Source organism: Lactiplantibacillus xiangfangensis, from assembly GCF_001438845.1.
Classification (GTDB): Bacteria; Bacillota; Bacilli; order Lactobacillales; family Lactobacillaceae; genus Lactiplantibacillus; species Lactiplantibacillus xiangfangensis.
Genome location: NZ_JQCL01000057.1, coordinates 326,846 through 343,292, shown reverse-complemented (window position 1 = coordinate 343,292; position 16,447 = coordinate 326,846). Strand labels below are relative to the sequence as shown.

At 45.2% G+C, this 16,447-nt stretch carries 14 protein-coding genes; 2 read left to right on the top strand and 12 right to left on the bottom strand.

Annotated elements, in window-relative coordinates:
• Positions 1-8 precede the first annotated feature (8 nt).
• The 5 genes from IV64_RS07115 to IV64_RS07095 form a co-directional block, all read right to left on the bottom strand.
• Complete coding sequence (locus tag IV64_RS07115; protein ID WP_057706568.1) at positions 9-1,397, bottom strand: UDP-N-acetylmuramoyl-tripeptide--D-alanyl-D-alanine ligase; 1,389 nt, start codon at positions 1,395-1,397, stop codon at positions 9-11.
• A 219-nt stretch (positions 1,398-1,616) separates the two neighbouring features.
• A complete protein-coding gene (locus IV64_RS07110) occupies positions 1,617-2,405 on the bottom strand; it encodes a hypothetical protein (protein WP_057706567.1) in 789 nt (262 codons plus the stop codon).
• 60 nt (positions 2,406-2,465) lie between these two features.
• Positions 2,466-3,365, bottom strand: coding sequence for a zinc metalloprotease HtpX (gene htpX, locus IV64_RS07105; protein ID WP_057706566.1), 900 nt, complete (start codon positions 3,363-3,365; stop codon positions 2,466-2,468).
• An 11-nt stretch (positions 3,366-3,376) separates the two neighbouring features.
• The gene (locus tag IV64_RS07100; RefSeq protein ID WP_057706565.1) at positions 3,377-3,937 is read right to left on the bottom strand and encodes a LemA family protein; all 561 of its coding nucleotides are present in this window, start codon (positions 3,935-3,937) and stop codon (positions 3,377-3,379) included.
• Between the two features lie 106 nt (positions 3,938-4,043).
• Positions 4,044-4,748: a class A sortase gene (locus tag IV64_RS07095; RefSeq protein ID WP_057706564.1), complete on the bottom strand. Its 705-nt coding sequence runs from the start codon at positions 4,746-4,748 to the stop codon at positions 4,044-4,046.
• Positions 4,749-4,946: 198 nt separating this feature from the next.
• On the opposite strand from IV64_RS07095, the gene IV64_RS07090 reads away from it, so the two are divergent.
• Positions 4,947-6,083: a baeRF6 domain-containing protein gene (locus IV64_RS07090; RefSeq protein WP_057706563.1), complete on the top strand. Its 1,137-nt coding sequence runs from the start codon at positions 4,947-4,949 to the stop codon at positions 6,081-6,083.
• 119 nt (positions 6,084-6,202) lie between these two features.
• Here the strand turns inward: IV64_RS07090 and IV64_RS07085 are convergent, their stop codons facing one another.
• The 5 genes from IV64_RS07085 to IV64_RS07065 form a co-directional block, all read right to left on the bottom strand.
• Positions 6,203-9,769 carry a BspA family leucine-rich repeat surface protein gene (locus tag IV64_RS07085; RefSeq protein WP_057706562.1) on the bottom strand — a complete coding sequence of 1,189 codons (3,567 nt, stop codon included), beginning with the start codon at positions 9,767-9,769 and terminating at the stop codon, positions 6,203-6,205.
• Positions 9,770-10,096: 327 nt separating this feature from the next.
• Positions 10,097-10,342 (bottom strand): type B 50S ribosomal protein L31, encoded by a 246-nt coding sequence (locus tag IV64_RS07080; RefSeq protein ID WP_057706561.1) that lies wholly within the window; start codon positions 10,340-10,342, stop codon positions 10,097-10,099.
• A gap of 106 nt (positions 10,343-10,448) precedes the next feature.
• Positions 10,449-11,744, bottom strand: coding sequence for a transcription termination factor Rho (gene rho, locus IV64_RS07075; RefSeq protein WP_057706560.1), 1,296 nt, complete (start codon positions 11,742-11,744; stop codon positions 10,449-10,451).
• A 32-nt stretch (positions 11,745-11,776) separates the two neighbouring features.
• Positions 11,777-13,057, bottom strand: coding sequence for a UDP-N-acetylglucosamine 1-carboxyvinyltransferase (locus tag IV64_RS07070; RefSeq protein WP_057706559.1), 1,281 nt, complete (start codon positions 13,055-13,057; stop codon positions 11,777-11,779).
• A gap of 637 nt (positions 13,058-13,694) precedes the next feature.
• The gene (locus tag IV64_RS07065) at positions 13,695-13,886 is read right to left on the bottom strand and encodes a hypothetical protein (RefSeq protein ID WP_057706558.1); all 192 of its coding nucleotides are present in this window, start codon (positions 13,884-13,886) and stop codon (positions 13,695-13,697) included.
• 373 nt (positions 13,887-14,259) lie between these two features.
• Here IV64_RS07065 and IV64_RS07060 point away from each other — a divergent pair, with 373 nt between their 5' ends.
• Positions 14,260-14,586 (top strand): hypothetical protein, encoded by a 327-nt coding sequence (locus IV64_RS07060; RefSeq protein ID WP_057706557.1) that lies wholly within the window; start codon positions 14,260-14,262, stop codon positions 14,584-14,586.
• Positions 14,587-14,649: 63 nt separating this feature from the next.
• Here IV64_RS07060 and IV64_RS07055 read toward each other — a convergent pair whose 3' ends face one another.
• A complete protein-coding gene (locus IV64_RS07055) occupies positions 14,650-15,384 on the bottom strand; it encodes a helix-turn-helix transcriptional regulator (protein ID WP_057706556.1) in 735 nt (244 codons plus the stop codon).
• A 168-nt stretch (positions 15,385-15,552) separates the two neighbouring features.
• Positions 15,553-16,443 carry an L-serine ammonia-lyase, iron-sulfur-dependent, subunit alpha gene (gene sdaAA / locus IV64_RS07050; RefSeq protein WP_057706555.1) on the bottom strand — a complete coding sequence of 297 codons (891 nt, stop codon included), beginning with the start codon at positions 16,441-16,443 and terminating at the stop codon, positions 15,553-15,555.
• Positions 16,444-16,447: the final 4 nt, after the last annotated feature.

Here is a 16,447-nt window from a genome sequence, read left to right as displayed (position 1 = left end):
TTTTATAATTACGCCTGATCCGCCGTTTCAAGCGCCGTTAAAACGTTTTCCAAGTGAATGCCGTGACTACCTTTCAGTAGGACTTGGTCATCCGCCTGTACTTCGTTTTCAAGAGCGGTAATTAACTGATCCTGATCCTCAGTTGGATAATAGTGCACCGCACCTTCTGGATACTTGTTAGTTAACGTGGCCGCCAGCGCCTGCATGTGTTGACCATTCAGGTAAACGCTTGGAATCGTTTCAGGATTCAGCTCACTTGCCAAGCTGACATGGAGCGTATCGGATTGTTCACCCAATTCCAGCATGTCACCCAAGACTGCAATCCGCTTGCCCTTGGCTGGTACAGCAGCAAACGCTGCTAATACCCGCCGTGCCGCAGTCGGATTAGAATTGTAGACATCACTTAAAATTGCTTCGCCCTTACTCCCCGTTAACCATTCCGTCCGGTTTTCCGTTGGAACGAAACTAGCAAGCGCTTGTTGGGCCGCATTGGACCGAACGTGGAACGTATCGGCAACTAACAGTGCCGCTAACGCGTTATTGACGTTATACGCCCCCATCATCGGGATCGTGTACGTTTCATCTGGCCACAAACTGGCTTTGAACTGGGTTTGCGCCCGACTCGTTGCGACGTCGCTTCCCGCTAACGTGTTGGTTTCATCTAACCCAAACGTCCGTTGGTGCTGGGTAACTTCTTTTGCACGTTCCCGTAACAGTGGTTCATCACCATTGAAGATGAACGTCCCGTCCGCCTTTAAGCCGTGAACAATTTCCATCTTAGCGTCCGCAATTTTATCACGGGTCCCAAAGAATTCAATGTGTGCTTCACCAATCATGGTTATCACTGCCACGTCTGGTTGAACTAATCGACTCAAGAAATCTAATTCGCCAAAATGATCCATGCCCATTTCGACAACGACCACTTCAGTGTTAGGTTCCATGCTCAGTAGCGTAATTGGAACCCCAATCTGGTTATTGAAGTTTGCGTGTGTTTTAGTCACGTTGTACTGCGTCCCAAGCAAACTTGCAATCATATCCTTCGTGGTCGTTTTACCGTTACTACCAGTAACCGCAACAACTTTCGGGTTGATTTTTTGCAAATAATATTGGCCAAGTTGTTGTAACGCACTCAAGGTATCTGCCACCATAATGACGGGCAAGTTTTTTGGTGCGCTGTCCGCGTGATCACTAGCCCAGAGTGTGGCAACTGCGCCATTATCGACTGCGCTTTGGATAAATTGATGCCCATCATTCTCACCGACTAGCGGAATAAACAGGTCACCCGCTTGTAACCGTCGACTATCAAAGGCCACCCCCGTCACGTTGACGTCGGGCCAAGCCTGTTCGGCATTGACCGCTTGAACGGCCTTGGCAATTTCGGTAACTTGCATCTTCATATAGATTAAACTCTCCATTCGTGGTTCCCATAATGGGTAACCCAATTTTGACTAAGGCTCCACTTTCTCGAATCGCAGTTAAATTGAAATTAGCTACGCGCATAAAAATTATACCACTTTAGCGCCAAAGAATGTGAGGTTCCCGTAGATGCGCCATTTCCATCAGCTAACCATATAAATAGCGGACGTGACGATTGTCACATCCGCTAATCCGTTTCACTATAAATGATCTTCAAAAGCTGTCTGATCATGGACTTGTAGCTCCCACTCACCTGAGACCAAGTTGAAAGCTAACGTTGCCACGTTATGCGTGTGCAACTTATCTTCACTGCGCGCTGGATCAAACACTTCAATATCGTTATTAGCCATCTCCGTATGCACCGGCACTAGTAATTGGCGCTGCCGAACCATCGCTTGATCAAAGTACAGGAACAAGCCATCTGGCATCAACTTCACTAATTGCTTTAAAATGACTTCCGGTACCCTAGGAATACTGAGTGAGCGCATAAACATCCGCCGACCGCGGTAGGCAGCCAACGTATGGCGCACGATGGCCGCACTCAAGATGTGACTAAAGGACGAAATGTAGTAGAAATAGACCTTAATGCCACCATTACGCTGTTCCAAAAAGACGTAGTGGTTACGTAACTTATAATTAAAAGGTGAACGAATCGGACGATCCATGTGACCCAGGTATAATAATTCCGCAATTTCAGTTGCGGTCAAAAAGTCTAGGTCTCCCACTTCATCGTAATCCAACCACTTAACTGGCAACGAATGGCTTTGTAACAGATACCGCCGAATTTCGTTTTCATCATTGATCACGTTTAATCCAGTATGGGCATTAACGGCGTGCTCGTCATCGTCAAGCCCGACTAGCGAGACTATATTCGCGGGTAAACGTTTAATACCATGCACAAAATCGCTTTGGTCAATTCCATAGGCAAAGACTAAATTATCAAGTTTTTCTAAATTGGCGTAAATATATCTGCGTTGCAACCGTCTCACTCTTTCAACTGTCTATTTAGTTTTATTATAATCCGTTATTACAGTAATCACAGTCTTTTATTACATATTTTTTAACCGGGCAATCCGATCAGCCATCGGTGGGTGGGTATCAAACAAGTGCGCCCACGACTTTTTAGCCTTAAACGGGTCCGAAATATATAAAGCAGCGCTGCTTGGATCCGCCTGTTGCATGGGCTGGCTATCGTCAATTTTTTCTAAGGCGTTAATTAGGCCTAACGGATTTCTGGTCAATTCAACACTTCCGGCGTCAGCTAAGTATTCCCGATTACGAGAGAGTGCCATTTGCACAAGGCTCGCAGCCAACGGTGCCAAAATAATCACCACGACCGCCAAAAGCATGATCAACAGTTGCGCACCGTTGCCATCCCGGTCATCATCTCGGCGACGGCGACCACCGCCCCACCAAAAAGCGTTCATCCCCCAGTTGACCAGCAAACTGATTGCTGCGGTTAGCGCTAACGCAATTGTCTGTAGACGAATATCGTAATTGCGCACGTGGGTCATCTCATGTCCGATGACGCCTTCCATTTCTTCACGGTTCAAGCGGGCTTGAATTCCAGTCGTTACCGCAACGGCGGCGTGTTCAGGATTATTCCCGGTCGCAAATGCGTTGGGACTGTCATCATCAATAATAAAAACCCGCGGCATCGGTACCTTAGCCACCATGGCCATATCTTCAACCATGTGCCACAACTCCGGATCATCATCTTCGCCGTGCAGTTCCCGGGCGTGGTTCATCCCCATCACGACATCGGTCGATTGACCAATCATGATCATCATGTAGATAGCCGCGACAACGATTGCCATAATTAGACCGGCGACCGTGCTGTCAAAAAAGACATACCCGACAGCCATCCCAATTATGGCCACTAACACGACAAAAGCGGCCATCACGTAAACCGTGTGCCGCTTATTGCGGGCAATTTGCTCAAATAACATGGGCATAACCTCTAATCTTCAAAAGAAACTTTAGGTGCTTCCTTTTCCACTTCCGGAACGCTTAAGAAGTCGACCTTCTGGAAATGGTGAATTCCCGCGACCAAGTTAGACGGAAATTGTTGCAACTTCATGTTGTAACTAGCCGCACTGGAGTTGAATAACTGACGGGAATAAGCAATCTTATTTTCCGTATTGGTTAATTCTTCCATCAACTTACCAAATTCTTGGTTAGCTTTTAAATCAGGATAGCTTTCAGCTAACGCAAAGATGCTCTTCAATGAATTCGTTAATTGGTCTGAAACCTTCATTGCTTGTTCATGGTCACCACTAGGAACTTGCGTTAACTGGTTCCGTAAGGCCACCACTTGTTCTAACGTGCTTTTTTCGTGCTTCGCATAGCCCTTTACGGTATTAACCAAGTTAGGAATTAAATCCGTCCGCCGTTTAAGTTGGACATCGATCTGACTCCATGCTTCCTGGGTATACATCCGGGACTTGACCAAACCGTTATAGATAACGACATAGATCGCAATCAGGACTAGGATAACAGCAATAATAATTAAACCTACCATCAAGTGAGGCCTCCTCTAAAAAATTCTACTAACACAGTACATCAATTACTTACATTGTACCTTGAAACCTAAGCCGAGAACACCATTCAGATTAAATGTAATATTGTTAATATTTGTTATTGAAATGACTTGCAAACGATTTTTGAACACTATCCGGCGCCTGCTTAAAGGCCCATTTCTGAACATAGGTCCCTTGAATCATTAAGCGCCCCGCACCCGTCTTATCACAAGTAATCAACGTGACTAAATTTTTGCCCGGCACGTCATCAATAACCTGCACGTCGGTTGCCTTAATAAAGGTCCGCTTACTCGTCTTATAAGCATAAATGTTTTTGGCATCGGACAGATAGATCATCTGACCCACCTTACTCTTGTAATAGAGTGGGCTAAAGAGCGCGCCGTGCTTGATCATGTGGTGACCCGCTAGTGCGTAGTTGCCCTTCCCCATCTCCTGATCAGCCTTCATCGTTCCGGCTGCCAGTGCCAAAGTTTCGTTACTGACGCCGTTTCCAATTGGCAAGTACAGATCAACTGATGGAATCGCAATCGAGCCAATCACGTGAATCGCATTCTTATTCATCCGAGCCTTAGCGACCGTCTGAAAATCTAGCGACTTCACTTTTGAGAAATCAAAGTTACTCTTCTTCTTAGCGTTTTGTTTAACTGTCTTAGCCGTAACCGTTGGTGAATAGGAACTAACTAACCAGCTTTTAATCTGTTCATTAAAAATCAGTGCTAATGATATTGCAATTAATACAACGAACAATCCCCGACCTAACCACTTTAAAGCGGGATGCTTTTTTGATTGCATAACCGTGCCTCCCATATGTTTAACGTCAACTATTTAAGACGTCTACCGTAAATATACCTTAATTAGTCGCTAGAAGAAAGCACCGAATTCTAAAAAGCTAGATTAATTATTTTTATCTTATCGTAGTCATAACACTTGCGTAATCGATATAATTTTTGTTATGCTAGATTTATCAAATAAAGAAAGTAGGTTGGACCTATGGATACCATGGTAAAAAACGATCTCACACAATTAATGGCACAGCGTGATGCTGGCCCATTCATCGCCATCTATCTGAATACCGCGGCAGTACTGAATGATTTAAACCGGCAGCGCTTGGAATTTAAGCAGCTGGTTAACGACGCACGCACCCAGTTGGCCCAACGCTTTCCTAGTGTCAGTTTTCAGCCGTTCCGCGAACAATTTGAGCGTCTCATCGGTGATAATGACTTTTGGCTACAACATACCGGGCCGCAAACAAGCTTAATTGCTAACGAGCAACAAGTTATGATTTTCGACCTGCAATACCCGACTGATAACCAAGTCATTGTCAACAGCATGCCCGCCATTCGGCCCATCTTAGCCGACCGGCAACACGAATTTGACTTTGACTTATTAGCCTTAAATGAAGATTCACTGATGATGTATCAACAGCGTCAGGGCAACTTTACCATCGTAGACTTACCATCAGAAGCACCCACAACGTTACAAGCTACGCTGGGTACCGAAAAACGCGGTGGTGACTTAAACTTTAACTCCAGTCCCGTTCATGGTGTAAACTACCACGGCCACAACGCTAAGGCCGAAGAACGTGAAATCGATCAAAAAAACTACTACCAACAAGTTGCGCAGTACATGCAAGATTATTCTCAGACAACGCAACGACCGTTAATTTTGATGGGCTTACCGCATAACCAGTCACTCTTCCGTCAAATTAATAAAAATCCGTACTTGTCTGAATACCTCAGCATTCCAAAGTCGCCTAAGAACTTATCATTAGGTGCAATCCAGACAGCCACCGAAGCCATCCAAACTAAGTGGCATACGCAGCTAGCGGATATCATGCTAGACCGTTACGACAAGGCCCAATCTAAGCAACTAGCACTCAGCGATCCGTTTGGTATGATCAAGCCCGCCTTAAGCGGTCGTATTGAAATGTTGATCGTGGCGAGTTCCGCCAACGTTGCCGGGACCTTGCCGTCAACCGAAGTTCTACTAGACGACCCCATTGCACAACCCGATAACCTCATCGACGATTTAGTCGACGTTGTGATGGCTAAAAACGGGCAGGTCCGGATCATCCCCGCTGACAAGATGCCAACTGACACTGGTGCCTTAGCGTTACTGCGCTACTAAACGGCCGTCTGAAACCATCTTATTACAACTAATTAATAGCACGTCATAAGTCACCTACTACTTGTAGGACTACTTATGGCGTGCTATTTGATTAACGATTAACTAAATAGCTAGTATGATTAGTATCGCTTTAAACGACCAACTAGCGCTAAGTAACCACTAACAACTAATCCAGTTAAGCCAATGAGCGCACCCACCTCATGGCTATCAGTCTCGCTGGTTTGGGGCAGACTAGCTGGTTTAGATGCCAAAGTAGGCTGACTTGGTTTCGGTCGGGTCAAAACAGGGGTTGTCAGTTGATTATCATTCTGATTCAAGTCTGGTTGTTGTGGCCGGTAACCACCATTCCAATCCTGGTTGCCATCAGGCTCACCCTGGTTGCTATTACCACTACCTAAATTATGGTCACCGCCTGAATTATTACCACCTTGATTACCGTTGCCACCATCGATGTTATGGTCACCACCACCTAAATCGCCGCCAGTATTCGGATCGAATACCGTCACAACCGTGGTTTGACTCGTTTGATTACCGGCGGCGTCCGTATACAAATACTGGACTAAATAACGACCAGCACGGTGCGTATCGACATCACCCGTGACCTTGATTTTATCCCACGACAACGTCCGCCCATGCTCATCAGTCGCACTGACGAACCCAGCCTGTGGTTGCCAAGTTGCGCCAACTTGAATCTTTTGATCGTGTGCAACCACGCTTGCTTTACTAATGATTTTTACTTGGGTTTGCACTTGATGGGTGCCTAACCGATCATCAAACCGATAAGTGACCAAGTAGGTGCCCGGCACCGTTAACAACGCATTGCCAGCCGTACGTCCCTGAGCTAGCGCGGTCGTCACGATTTGTAAGTCCGCTGCACTTAAGCTTTTACCCTCAGCGTTAACGGCGCGCTGCAAGTTGGTTGCCGGTTGCCAATGGTCAGTTGTTGTGGCTTCTACATTTTGCTGCTTTAATTGGATACCTGCCACCGTTACGGTGAGAACTTGGCTAACGGCATAGCCAGACGCATCAACATAGTTGTACGTGACTTGGTAATTGCCAGGAACGTTAATGTTAGGTTGACCCTTAACGCTAACACCAGGTGAAGTGACCGTTAGTGGGTGACCGTTTTCATCAACAGCACTGAAATTATCGCTAGGATGCCACGTTGCCCCTAAGTTAATTGCACTATTCTTACCAGTGAGGGCTGCAAGGCTATAGACCGTTAACGGAATCGTGACCCGACTAGCCAAATCGTCACCAATCTGGTAATGAATTAGATAAGATCCGGGTGTTTGAAAATTAGTCACCGTTTGGCCTTGGCTATTAACAATGGTCATAACAATTGCACTGGCATCGACTAGATTTCCTTGCGCATCAACTGCTAATTTGACGTTATCACGAGGGGACCAGGCTGTGGTCGTACTAATCCGTTTACTTGAGTCATGGAGAGCAATTCCCGTAACCAACACTTGCGCTTGCCGGGTAGCGACATTTCCATCCGTATTTACAAAAGTATAAACAACAATCTGTTTTCCTAATTGTTGCGTATCAGGCTGCCTCTTGATCGTAATCATTGGATTATCGACTTTCACATCACTGCCATCTTTGTCAGTAGCACTAACAAAGTTATCACCTGCTTGCCAGTTTTCCCCTAAATGGATAACGCTATCCTGAACTTCTAAATTAGTTTGTTGTTGATAAGTTGCAGTTGGATTATGCCCAATAGTAGCGTACAGTGCAATCAGCTGATCAGTAGTATAAATTTTATGGTCTTTTACATCGAACCACTTGCCTGTGTACCAGTCTCCGTCGTGGGGAACCTTCGGCGAGAATGATTGCAATCCAGATGGCTGAGGACGCTTTGAATTGCTATCATCCAGATCATAATATTCATTTGCAAGATACTTCTCATATGCAGAATGATATCCATTTACAGGATAATATCCGTCCAACGATAACACCGTATTAGCCCCTAGCGTAATTCTCAATGGCGTCGCATTTAACATATAAGGTAATTGGTCTACGTTCTTCATGTCAAAGCTTGCAAGATTAATTGTAATCATTGTGTTAGAACCAGCTCCATCAAACATAGATGACATATCTTGAACTCGACTCGTATCAAAGTTTACCAAGTTTAAATCTCTTAGGGCCGGCATTTTACTGAACATGTATGACATATCTTGGACTTGACTTGTATCAAATCTTGATATATTTAAGTCTTTCAGAGCCGACATTTCCTGAAACATGGATGCCATCGTTGTTACTTTACTCGTATTAAAGTTTGATAAGTCAAGTGTCACAATATTATGATCCAATGCAAACATTCCAGACATATCTGTAACTTTACTGGTATTTAAACTTGATATATTAAGGTTAATCAAATCCGAATCAGAGCCTAACATTCCCGCCATCGAAGTAACCTGCCCCGTATCAAATGAACTTAAATCTAAACTTTTTAGCGTGTCCAGTCCATAAAAGGTATTTCGCATGTCAGTGACTTTGCTTGTATTCATCCCCGTCAGATTCAAAGTTTTCAAGCTGCTATCACCGGCAAACATAGATGCCATATTCGTCACTTTGCTCGTGTCTTTACCCGCTAAATCTAACATTTGCAAACTAGTATCGTTAGCAAACATATACGCCATATTTGTTACTTGACTAGTATCCAGCTGATCAAGGCCATCGATTGATTCCAACGAACCCATATCCATAAACAGTCCTGACGCATCCGCATTAGCCACTACTTTGCCCTCAAACTTGATCTTTGTCACATCGCGAATTTGGTAACCCCACTGATTAGCTTGATTCGGATAATCTGGGTCATCAACTGCATAAACCCCAGTGTTATCGAGTTGACCAGCCCCAATATGTAATACATTATTAGCGTCAATCCAATATTCACTAGTCCCAAACTGCCCATTATCTACATTATCAGTTTGATGATAAGCAAGGTAATCCACTGCGGTGCGCACTTGCTGATCTGCCTGGTTCGGATCAACATCAGGTTGTTCCGATTTGGTGGTCACCGCCCGTGGTGCTGGCTTGGTGGCAGGTACTTCACTCGTACTTACGGGTGTTTTAGGTGCTACCTTCTCAGGCGTAACGACTGCATCCGGTTGCGTTTCTGGCGTCTTGACTACGGGAGCGGTGGGCGCCGGAGTATCTGGTTTTGGGGTGACCGTTACCTTACTCGTGTCCAACTCTGCTGGTACCGTTGATTTAATCGGCGCAGCTGGTAGCACTGGTTTCGACTCGCTAGTCTTTGATACCGAATCGTCCGACTTAGAAGCGATTGGCTGACTGTCGCTTAGTTGATCTTGGGGTTGCGCTTTGGGCGTTGCCAGTGGCGCTGTCGGCTGTTCACTTTCCTTAGACGCGACTTTAACCACTGGCTTATCAGCAGTTGTTGCTTCCGGTTTAACATCAGATGGCACTGTCACCTTCGGACTGGCTGCCTTTGCTGGTGCCTGACTACCCACCCCCTGCAAAGTGACTACCTTTTCAGCCGTCACCTGTCTACTAGCGACCTTCGCTGCCTGCGTGGTATCCGGCTTAGAAGCGGCTGTCGCGGCATGGCCCGTTAGCCCCACAACTGGCCACGCCAATGCAATGACTCCTGCCACTAACCAAGTCTTACCACTTTTGTACATTTTAAAATGAACCTTTTGATCGTTACCCATTAACATTCATAATCCCCCTAAAATAGCTGTGTGATTTGTAAGTTAACCTAACGTTTCAAATTCATTATAGGATTCGTGGTTAAGAATGGAAAAGATTCCATCACGCGACTTTTCAGAAAATGGAAAAGTTTTAATCTTCGGTTATTATGAACGGGTAATATTTGATTCAAAAAGGGCTAGTGGAAAACTCAAATGACCGTTCAGCAGCATTAAACATTTCTGAACGGTCATCATTTTTCTACGTCAATAATCATTTCAATCTTATCCAAGTTAATGCGTGACACCACAAAAAAAGACGCCCAGCCAAAGCTAGAACGTCCATTAATTGAATGCTTATTTGAGACCGTATTTCTTGTTGAAACGATCGACAGCACCATCGGCCTTGTTGAACTTTTGTTTCCCAGTGTAGAATGGGTGTGAATCTGAAGTAATTTCAACACGGATCAATGGGTAAGTGTTACCATCTTCCCATTCAACAGTTTCGCTTGACGTTGCTGTTGAACCAGAGATGAATTTGAAACCAGTCGTTGAATCTTGGAAGACAACGGCGTGGTAATCTGGATGGATTCCTTTTTGCATAATATTACGCTCCTTTGCCCTGAATCATTTGCTGAAACAGAGATTATCATTGTTTTAATCAACGGGTAACATCTTATCATGAACCCGCTATAATCGTCAAGTTGATTTACGAGCGGCGCGGTCGCCGCGATGACTGACCACTAAACTTTAAACTCGCCAGATCACGCAAAAACTCGGCGTTGGTTTTCGTATGCCGGAGGAATTGTAGTAACTGCTCCGTATACTCTAACGCATTCCCGTTCATCGACCGGCGAATCTGCCAAATCGGTTCGAGTTTCTGCTTCGTAATCAACAACTCTTCCTTCCGCGTGCTGGATTGTTTCAAATCCAACGCGGGGAAGACCCGGCGTTCTGCCAGTTCTCGTGAAAGTTGCAATTCCGAATTCCCGGTTCCCTTAAACTCTTCATAAATCATATCGTCCATACGACTGCCCGTATCCACTAAGGCCGTCCCTAGAATCGTCAGGCTTCCGCCCTCTTCGATATTCCGTGCGGAACCAAAGAACCGCTTCGGCTTATAAAAGGCCGTGGGATCTAACCCACCAGAAAGCGTCCGACCACTTGATGGGATCACTAAGTTATAGGCCCGGGTCAAACGGGTAATTGAATCCAACAAAATAATCACATCCTGCTTATCTTCAACTAACCGGCGTGCCCGTTCTAAGACTAACTCAGCAACTCGCACGTGATTTTGTGGTTGCTGGTCAAAAGTTGAACTGACCACTTCACCCTTAATTGAGCGTTCAAGGTCGGTCACTTCTTCTGGACGTTCATCAATCAATAACATAATTAACTTAGCGTCCGGATAATTAGTCATAATTCCGTTGGCGATATTTTTTAATAGCGTCGTTTTCCCGGCCTTAGGGGGCGCCACAATCAAGCCCCGTTGTCCGAACCCAATCGGAACAAACGTATCAATTAACCGGGTGGCTAATATTGACTTAGTTGTTGTTAATTTAATCTGTCGATCTGGATATAACGGCGTTAACGCCGGAAAATGCGGCCGCTGCTTAGCGTCATTGGGATTTTTACCATTGACCGTTCCAACACGCATCAACCCGTAATAACGCTCGTTCGGCTTGGGTGGACGTGCTTGGCCAGCAACGTAATCACCGTTCCGTAATCCAAACCGGTGAATCTGAGATTGTGAAATGTAGATGTCTTCTTGCGACGGCCCGTAGTTAATTGGCCGCAAAAAACCATAGCCCTCTTGGCCAATAATTTCCAAGACGCCTTCCATTTGCACAAACCCACGCTTTTTATCCTGTTCTCGCAATACGGCTAACGATAATTCCTTCTTATTCATCTGTGAATAATACTGAATTTTATAGTCGCGTGCATAGGTATAAATTTCCTTCAGCGTTTTCTGCTCAAGGTCGTGCATCGTTAAAATTTTTTCCATAAGCACAGCTCTCTTTAGCTTGTAACCGCGGTCTAGCCTTCAGAAATTTGTTCATCCGCCGCAATTTCTACGTCCGCACCTAAAGTGTGCAGCTTTTCGATTACCCGATCGTAACCCCGTAAAATATTGTCAGCACGTGAGATTTCAGTCGTGCCACTGGCCGCTAAGCCAGCAATCATTAATGCAGCTCCCGAGCGGATTTCGCCCGCCTCAACGTGAGCACCTTGTAAGTGGGAAGAATGTCCCACCACGATCAAGTTGTCCTGGACGTGAATGTCCGCACCCATTTTACGCAACTGCGCAATGTGCTGGGTTCGTTGTGGGTAAATCGTATCGATCACAACACTGTTGCCCGTCGCCCGTAATAATAGCGGCGTAATGGGTTGCTGTAAGTCGGTTGCAAAACCTGGATAGGTCGCCGTCTTAATCCGGACTGGTCCGAGATTAGTCGTGCGTGGAACGTAAATGCTATCTTCATTGATCTGCAGGTCAACGCCCATCTCGATCATCTTAGCCGTAAAGGACTCCATATGTTCTGGAATGACATTCTTCAGCAAAATACCGTCACCTAACGCAGCCGCTAGCGATAAATAAGTCCCCGTTTCAATTCGATCAGGGATAATCGTATGGGTCGCCCGTGAACGCAAGGAATCAACGCCTTCGATCCGGATAACATCCGTACCAGCGCCCCGAACCTTAGCACCCATGTTGTTTAAAAAGGTCGCTAAATCGATAATTTCGGGTTCTTTTGCAGCGTTTTCAATTGTGGTTGTCCCATGGGCTTTAACAGCCGCTAAGATAATATTAATCGTGGCACCAACGGAAACCACGTCTAAAAAGATGCGGGCACCGTGCAGGCCTTCCGTACCAGTTGAGATAAACACAGAGTCGTTTTCTTCAACGACATTGGCACCAAGTGCTTTGAAGCCCTTAATGTGTTGGTCAATGGGCCGTGGCCCAATGTTGTCCCCACCTGGGAACGTCACCGTAGCACGGTTAAAACGCCCAAGTAAGGCACCCATAAAGTAATATGAAGCCCGCAAACTTTTAATTGCGTGGCTTGGTAATTCGGATTCTTCAATGTGGGTTGGATCAATGGTTAAAACATCATTTTCAAATGTGGAATGGACGTTCATCGATTCTAGAATAATCTTTAAGTTGTGAACGTCAAGGATGTGCGGAACCGTGTCAAATCGGACCGGAGTATCTGCGAGAATCGCAGCAGGAATCAGTGCGACGGTACTATTTTTTGCGCCACCGATCGTTAATTCCCCAGAAAGTCGTTTTCCGCCATGGATAATCATTTTTTTCATAACATAACTTTCCTCGCTAAATAAGTGTCACACTGTATCATACAATCATTAACCATAATAAAGAATGTCGCCCGAAAAAACAACCAATATCAGGAAACTGTAATCTTTTTAAACAAGAAATTCTTGTACTGTTCCCATTTAACCGTTTTCATTAAGATTCCACATTTTTTTGGCCCCGTTAACCCACAATAAAATGCTTCCTCCCCTAACATTTGTGCGCATTAATTAACTTTCAGGTGAAGAAGTAAAAGTTAATTAATTTGAAATTACCGACCCCGCTCAAAACAGTCTTACTATTGCTATCACTGTCGGTTACTCGGAGGTTGTCACTGATAGCATCGGTCGTGAAGGTAGCCTTTGACCGATGATTTTTCGGTCTTAGGCTACGGACGGTCCGGGACAATTGCGCATTTTGCAATCGCTCCGGGCGAGGGGCAAGACGTTTCTCAGGCTTGACCCGGTCCCACGACCGCATGTTATCAGCGACAACCGGACTAGCTAACCGAATTTTATGTATTCAAAAAGTGCTAATGCGCAAAGGTTATTTGGGCATTAGCACTCTCTGGACTGAATTGAGCCTGACGGACTATCGGCTGTCATCATAATCACTTCCTTATTATATTGTTGTGGTAGTTCTTTAATTAATCGCTAGTAGCTGGCCCACGTTGTCCGGGTCCATATTCAACTCGCGGAGATTTAACAGTAGGTGCATCAATCCCTGATATTCGGCTTCGGTATACATCCGATCCTCAATATCAACTTGGTAATCGTCGGCAATCGTGACTAACTCACATTGCAATCGGCGTCTGACTTGCTTGGCAGTTAACATATTCCTCACCTCCATTGATTACTCAATATCATATCATATAAAATGCTCCGTTTAGACCGTGCAACCAATTTGATAATTTCTAATAATCATGAATTCACGTGCTAAACGGTTGACTGTAAAGGCTTTCAACTACTTTGAGCAAGTTAAAAATGAATGAGATTTATCACGGTAATAATCAATCGATAACTGAAATTCAAACGGGTGCGCCTAACGCTGACATGATAATATTTAATAATTGATAGAAAGTTTTTGCAGCAACCAGCGCCAAAGGCCGGTCTAATCATATTTTCATAAACACTGCTTTCTTTCATACCTGTTTCCCATTTAAATCTATGATATACTGCAACTAATTTAGATATCGGAGGTGGGAATTATGCTGATAAGTAATTATATCGTTGTCTTTTGCTTAGTTGCGGTCATTATTTTAAACGTCTATTTGCAGTATGCCTTGGGAGTGATGAAAGCTTCAGTCCGCACAGCACGTATCCTACCTATTAGTTATGCCATCGTCATGCCGTTACTAATCGTAGCCGTCGCTGGTATCACGGCCAACAGTGCGCTTCTAATCGTTGGTCAATTGATCGTTGCCTATTGGCTTTTCTGGCTCTACGAATGGGGTACCAAACATCCGCAACAGGTGCGTCCCTCCAAAAAATCAGAAACATCATCAATGACCTTAAGCCTCAAAAAGCGGTCGTAGTTCTTCAAACAATAACACTAACGTAAAAGACACCCTGCAGCCATTCTGCAGGGTGTCTTTTCATTAGTCAGTATTAATGTTTTTATCCTCATCCTTAACCGTCTGTAAGTAACGGTAAACACTCGGGTCAGAAACCTTGATCACTTTCGCGACTTCATTCACCGAATCCTTCAACAGGAAATAACCTTGGTGGTACAAGTTCCGCACAATTTCTAACTTTTCGTTTTGTTTTAAGTATTCAACTGACACACCGTATTCCGCACAGACCGTCTGGGTGACTTCACGCGCTAAGTCGGTAATCGACGTGGTCAAATGTTCTGGTGCGACCGGTGAGTCGTGGACTTCTTCTTGGACCGGGGCAGCTTTGGGCGTATGAATATTTGGCGCGTTTAAATGCTTGTAATCGCGCATAATCTTAATGACCTGCTGTTGGAGTTCATCCAGATCACTCTCGTCGGTGTTAATACAAATCATCCCAACGATTTCACCATCTAAGCGCAAGAAGTAAGTTGACGACCGCATCGGATATTTTCCATGGGTCACACCCTTGTAGTTTGCTAAGTAATCGCGCTTTTCAGTTTTACCAGCCTTCATCGTTCGTAAGGCTAAGTCGGTAGCTGGATCGCCAACTTTGCGATGCGAAATATGTGAATTCCGAATGGCCACTACGGAATGGTTCAAGTCTAATAAATCATTTAATACAACTTCACTATTGGGGCCTAAAATATCCGCTAAGAAATCAACAAAGGGAATGAACTCTCGGACATAGGCCTGTTTCATTGATAATGTCTTTTCCATGGACCGTCACCTCACTAGGTCTTTCACTATTGCTACGCTAAAATTTTATTATCACGATATTTAATACTATTTTATCACAATAATAAAACCGCTCGCATTAATTCCACTGCTTCCTGATAAAAAAGATGACGGCCGCTTTAGTGGCCGTCATCTTGCCTGAGAAACTTTTTAAGCTTTCGTTTGGGTCTTACCGAAGATCTTCATCTTCATCCGAATCCCAGTTGGCGTAGCCGCTAAGCCACCCAAACCAGTTTCCCGTAACGCCTTCGGTAGTCCCTTACCAACCCGGTCCATCGCGCCGATAACCTCGTCAGCGGGGATCTTATTCGTACAGCCAGCCAAAGCCATGTCGGCTGCAATCAATGCGTTACCGACCCCAATGGCGTTCCGCTTAACACAAGGTAATTCAACCAAGCCCGCAACGGGGTCACAAACTAACCCTAATAAGTTACTGATTGCCATGGCTAAGGCTTCAGAGCTCTGTTCAGCAGTCCCACCAGCGATTTCAACCGCGGCAGCGGCTCCCATTGCGGAGGCACTCCCAACTTCGGCCTGACAGCCGCCAGTGGCTCCAGCGATGCTGGCATTATTAGCGATGACCATGCCATATGCGCCCGCTGTAAATAGGAATTGAATCATTTGGTCCCGGCTCAAATCCAAACGGTCTTTCAAGGTGAAAATCACACCTGGCAAGGTCCCCGTTGATCCGGCCGTCGGTGTCGCACAGACAACCCCCATTGCAGCGTTAACTTCGTTAGTTGAAATGGCATTTTGAACGGCTTGCATCATCGTATCGCCAGATAAGGTTTTTCCCTTTTGACGGTACTTTTTAAGCAGGACGGCTTCGCCCCCGGTCAAACCGGTCGTCGAGTAAACCCCATCACCCGTTGCGCCCTTTTTAACGGCGGCTTCCATGACGTCCAAGTTTCGGCTCATTGTATGCCAAACTTCTTCACGCGTACAATTCGAAGTGGCCATTTCTTGTTCGATCATTAATTCATAGACTGGTTTACTTTTCGCAACTGAATCTGCGACTAAATCCGCTACACTCATATACATGCTT

What these genes read in the sequence shown, in the direction of transcription:
- htpX (WP_057706566.1), bottom strand. Translation starts at nt 3,365, where the DNA reads ATGTTATTTGAGCAAATTGCCCGCAATAAGCGGCACACGGTTTACGTG.
- IV64_RS07100 (WP_057706565.1), bottom strand. Translation starts at nt 3,937, where the DNA reads ATGGTAGGTTTAATTATTATTGCTGTTATCCTAGTCCTGATTGCGATC.
- IV64_RS07055 (WP_057706556.1), bottom strand. Translation starts at nt 15,384, where the DNA reads ATGGAAAAGACATTATCAATGAAACAGGCCTATGTCCGAGAGTTCATT.
- sdaAA (WP_057706555.1), bottom strand. Translation starts at nt 16,443, where the DNA reads ATGTATATGAGTGTAGCGGATTTAGTCGCAGATTCAGTTGCGAAAAGT.
- IV64_RS07080 (WP_057706561.1), bottom strand. Translation starts at nt 10,342, where the DNA reads ATGCAAAAAGGAATCCATCCAGATTACCACGCCGTTGTCTTCCAAGAT.
- IV64_RS07070 (WP_057706559.1), bottom strand. Translation starts at nt 13,057, where the DNA reads ATGAAAAAAATGATTATCCATGGCGGAAAACGACTTTCTGGGGAATTA.
- IV64_RS07090 (WP_057706563.1), top strand. Translation starts at nt 4,947, where the DNA reads ATGGATACCATGGTAAAAAACGATCTCACACAATTAATGGCACAGCGT.
- IV64_RS07060 (WP_057706557.1), top strand. Translation starts at nt 14,260, where the DNA reads ATGCTGATAAGTAATTATATCGTTGTCTTTTGCTTAGTTGCGGTCATT.
- IV64_RS07085 (WP_057706562.1), bottom strand. Translation starts at nt 9,769, where the DNA reads ATGTTAATGGGTAACGATCAAAAGGTTCATTTTAAAATGTACAAAAGT.
- IV64_RS07115 (WP_057706568.1), bottom strand. Translation starts at nt 1,397, where the DNA reads ATGAAGATGCAAGTTACCGAAATTGCCAAGGCCGTTCAAGCGGTCAAT.
- IV64_RS07065 (WP_057706558.1), bottom strand. Translation starts at nt 13,886, where the DNA reads ATGTTAACTGCCAAGCAAGTCAGACGCCGATTGCAATGTGAGTTAGTC.
- rho (WP_057706560.1), bottom strand. Translation starts at nt 11,744, where the DNA reads ATGGAAAAAATTTTAACGATGCACGACCTTGAGCAGAAAACGCTGAAG.
- IV64_RS07095 (WP_057706564.1), bottom strand. Translation starts at nt 4,748, where the DNA reads ATGCAATCAAAAAAGCATCCCGCTTTAAAGTGGTTAGGTCGGGGATTG.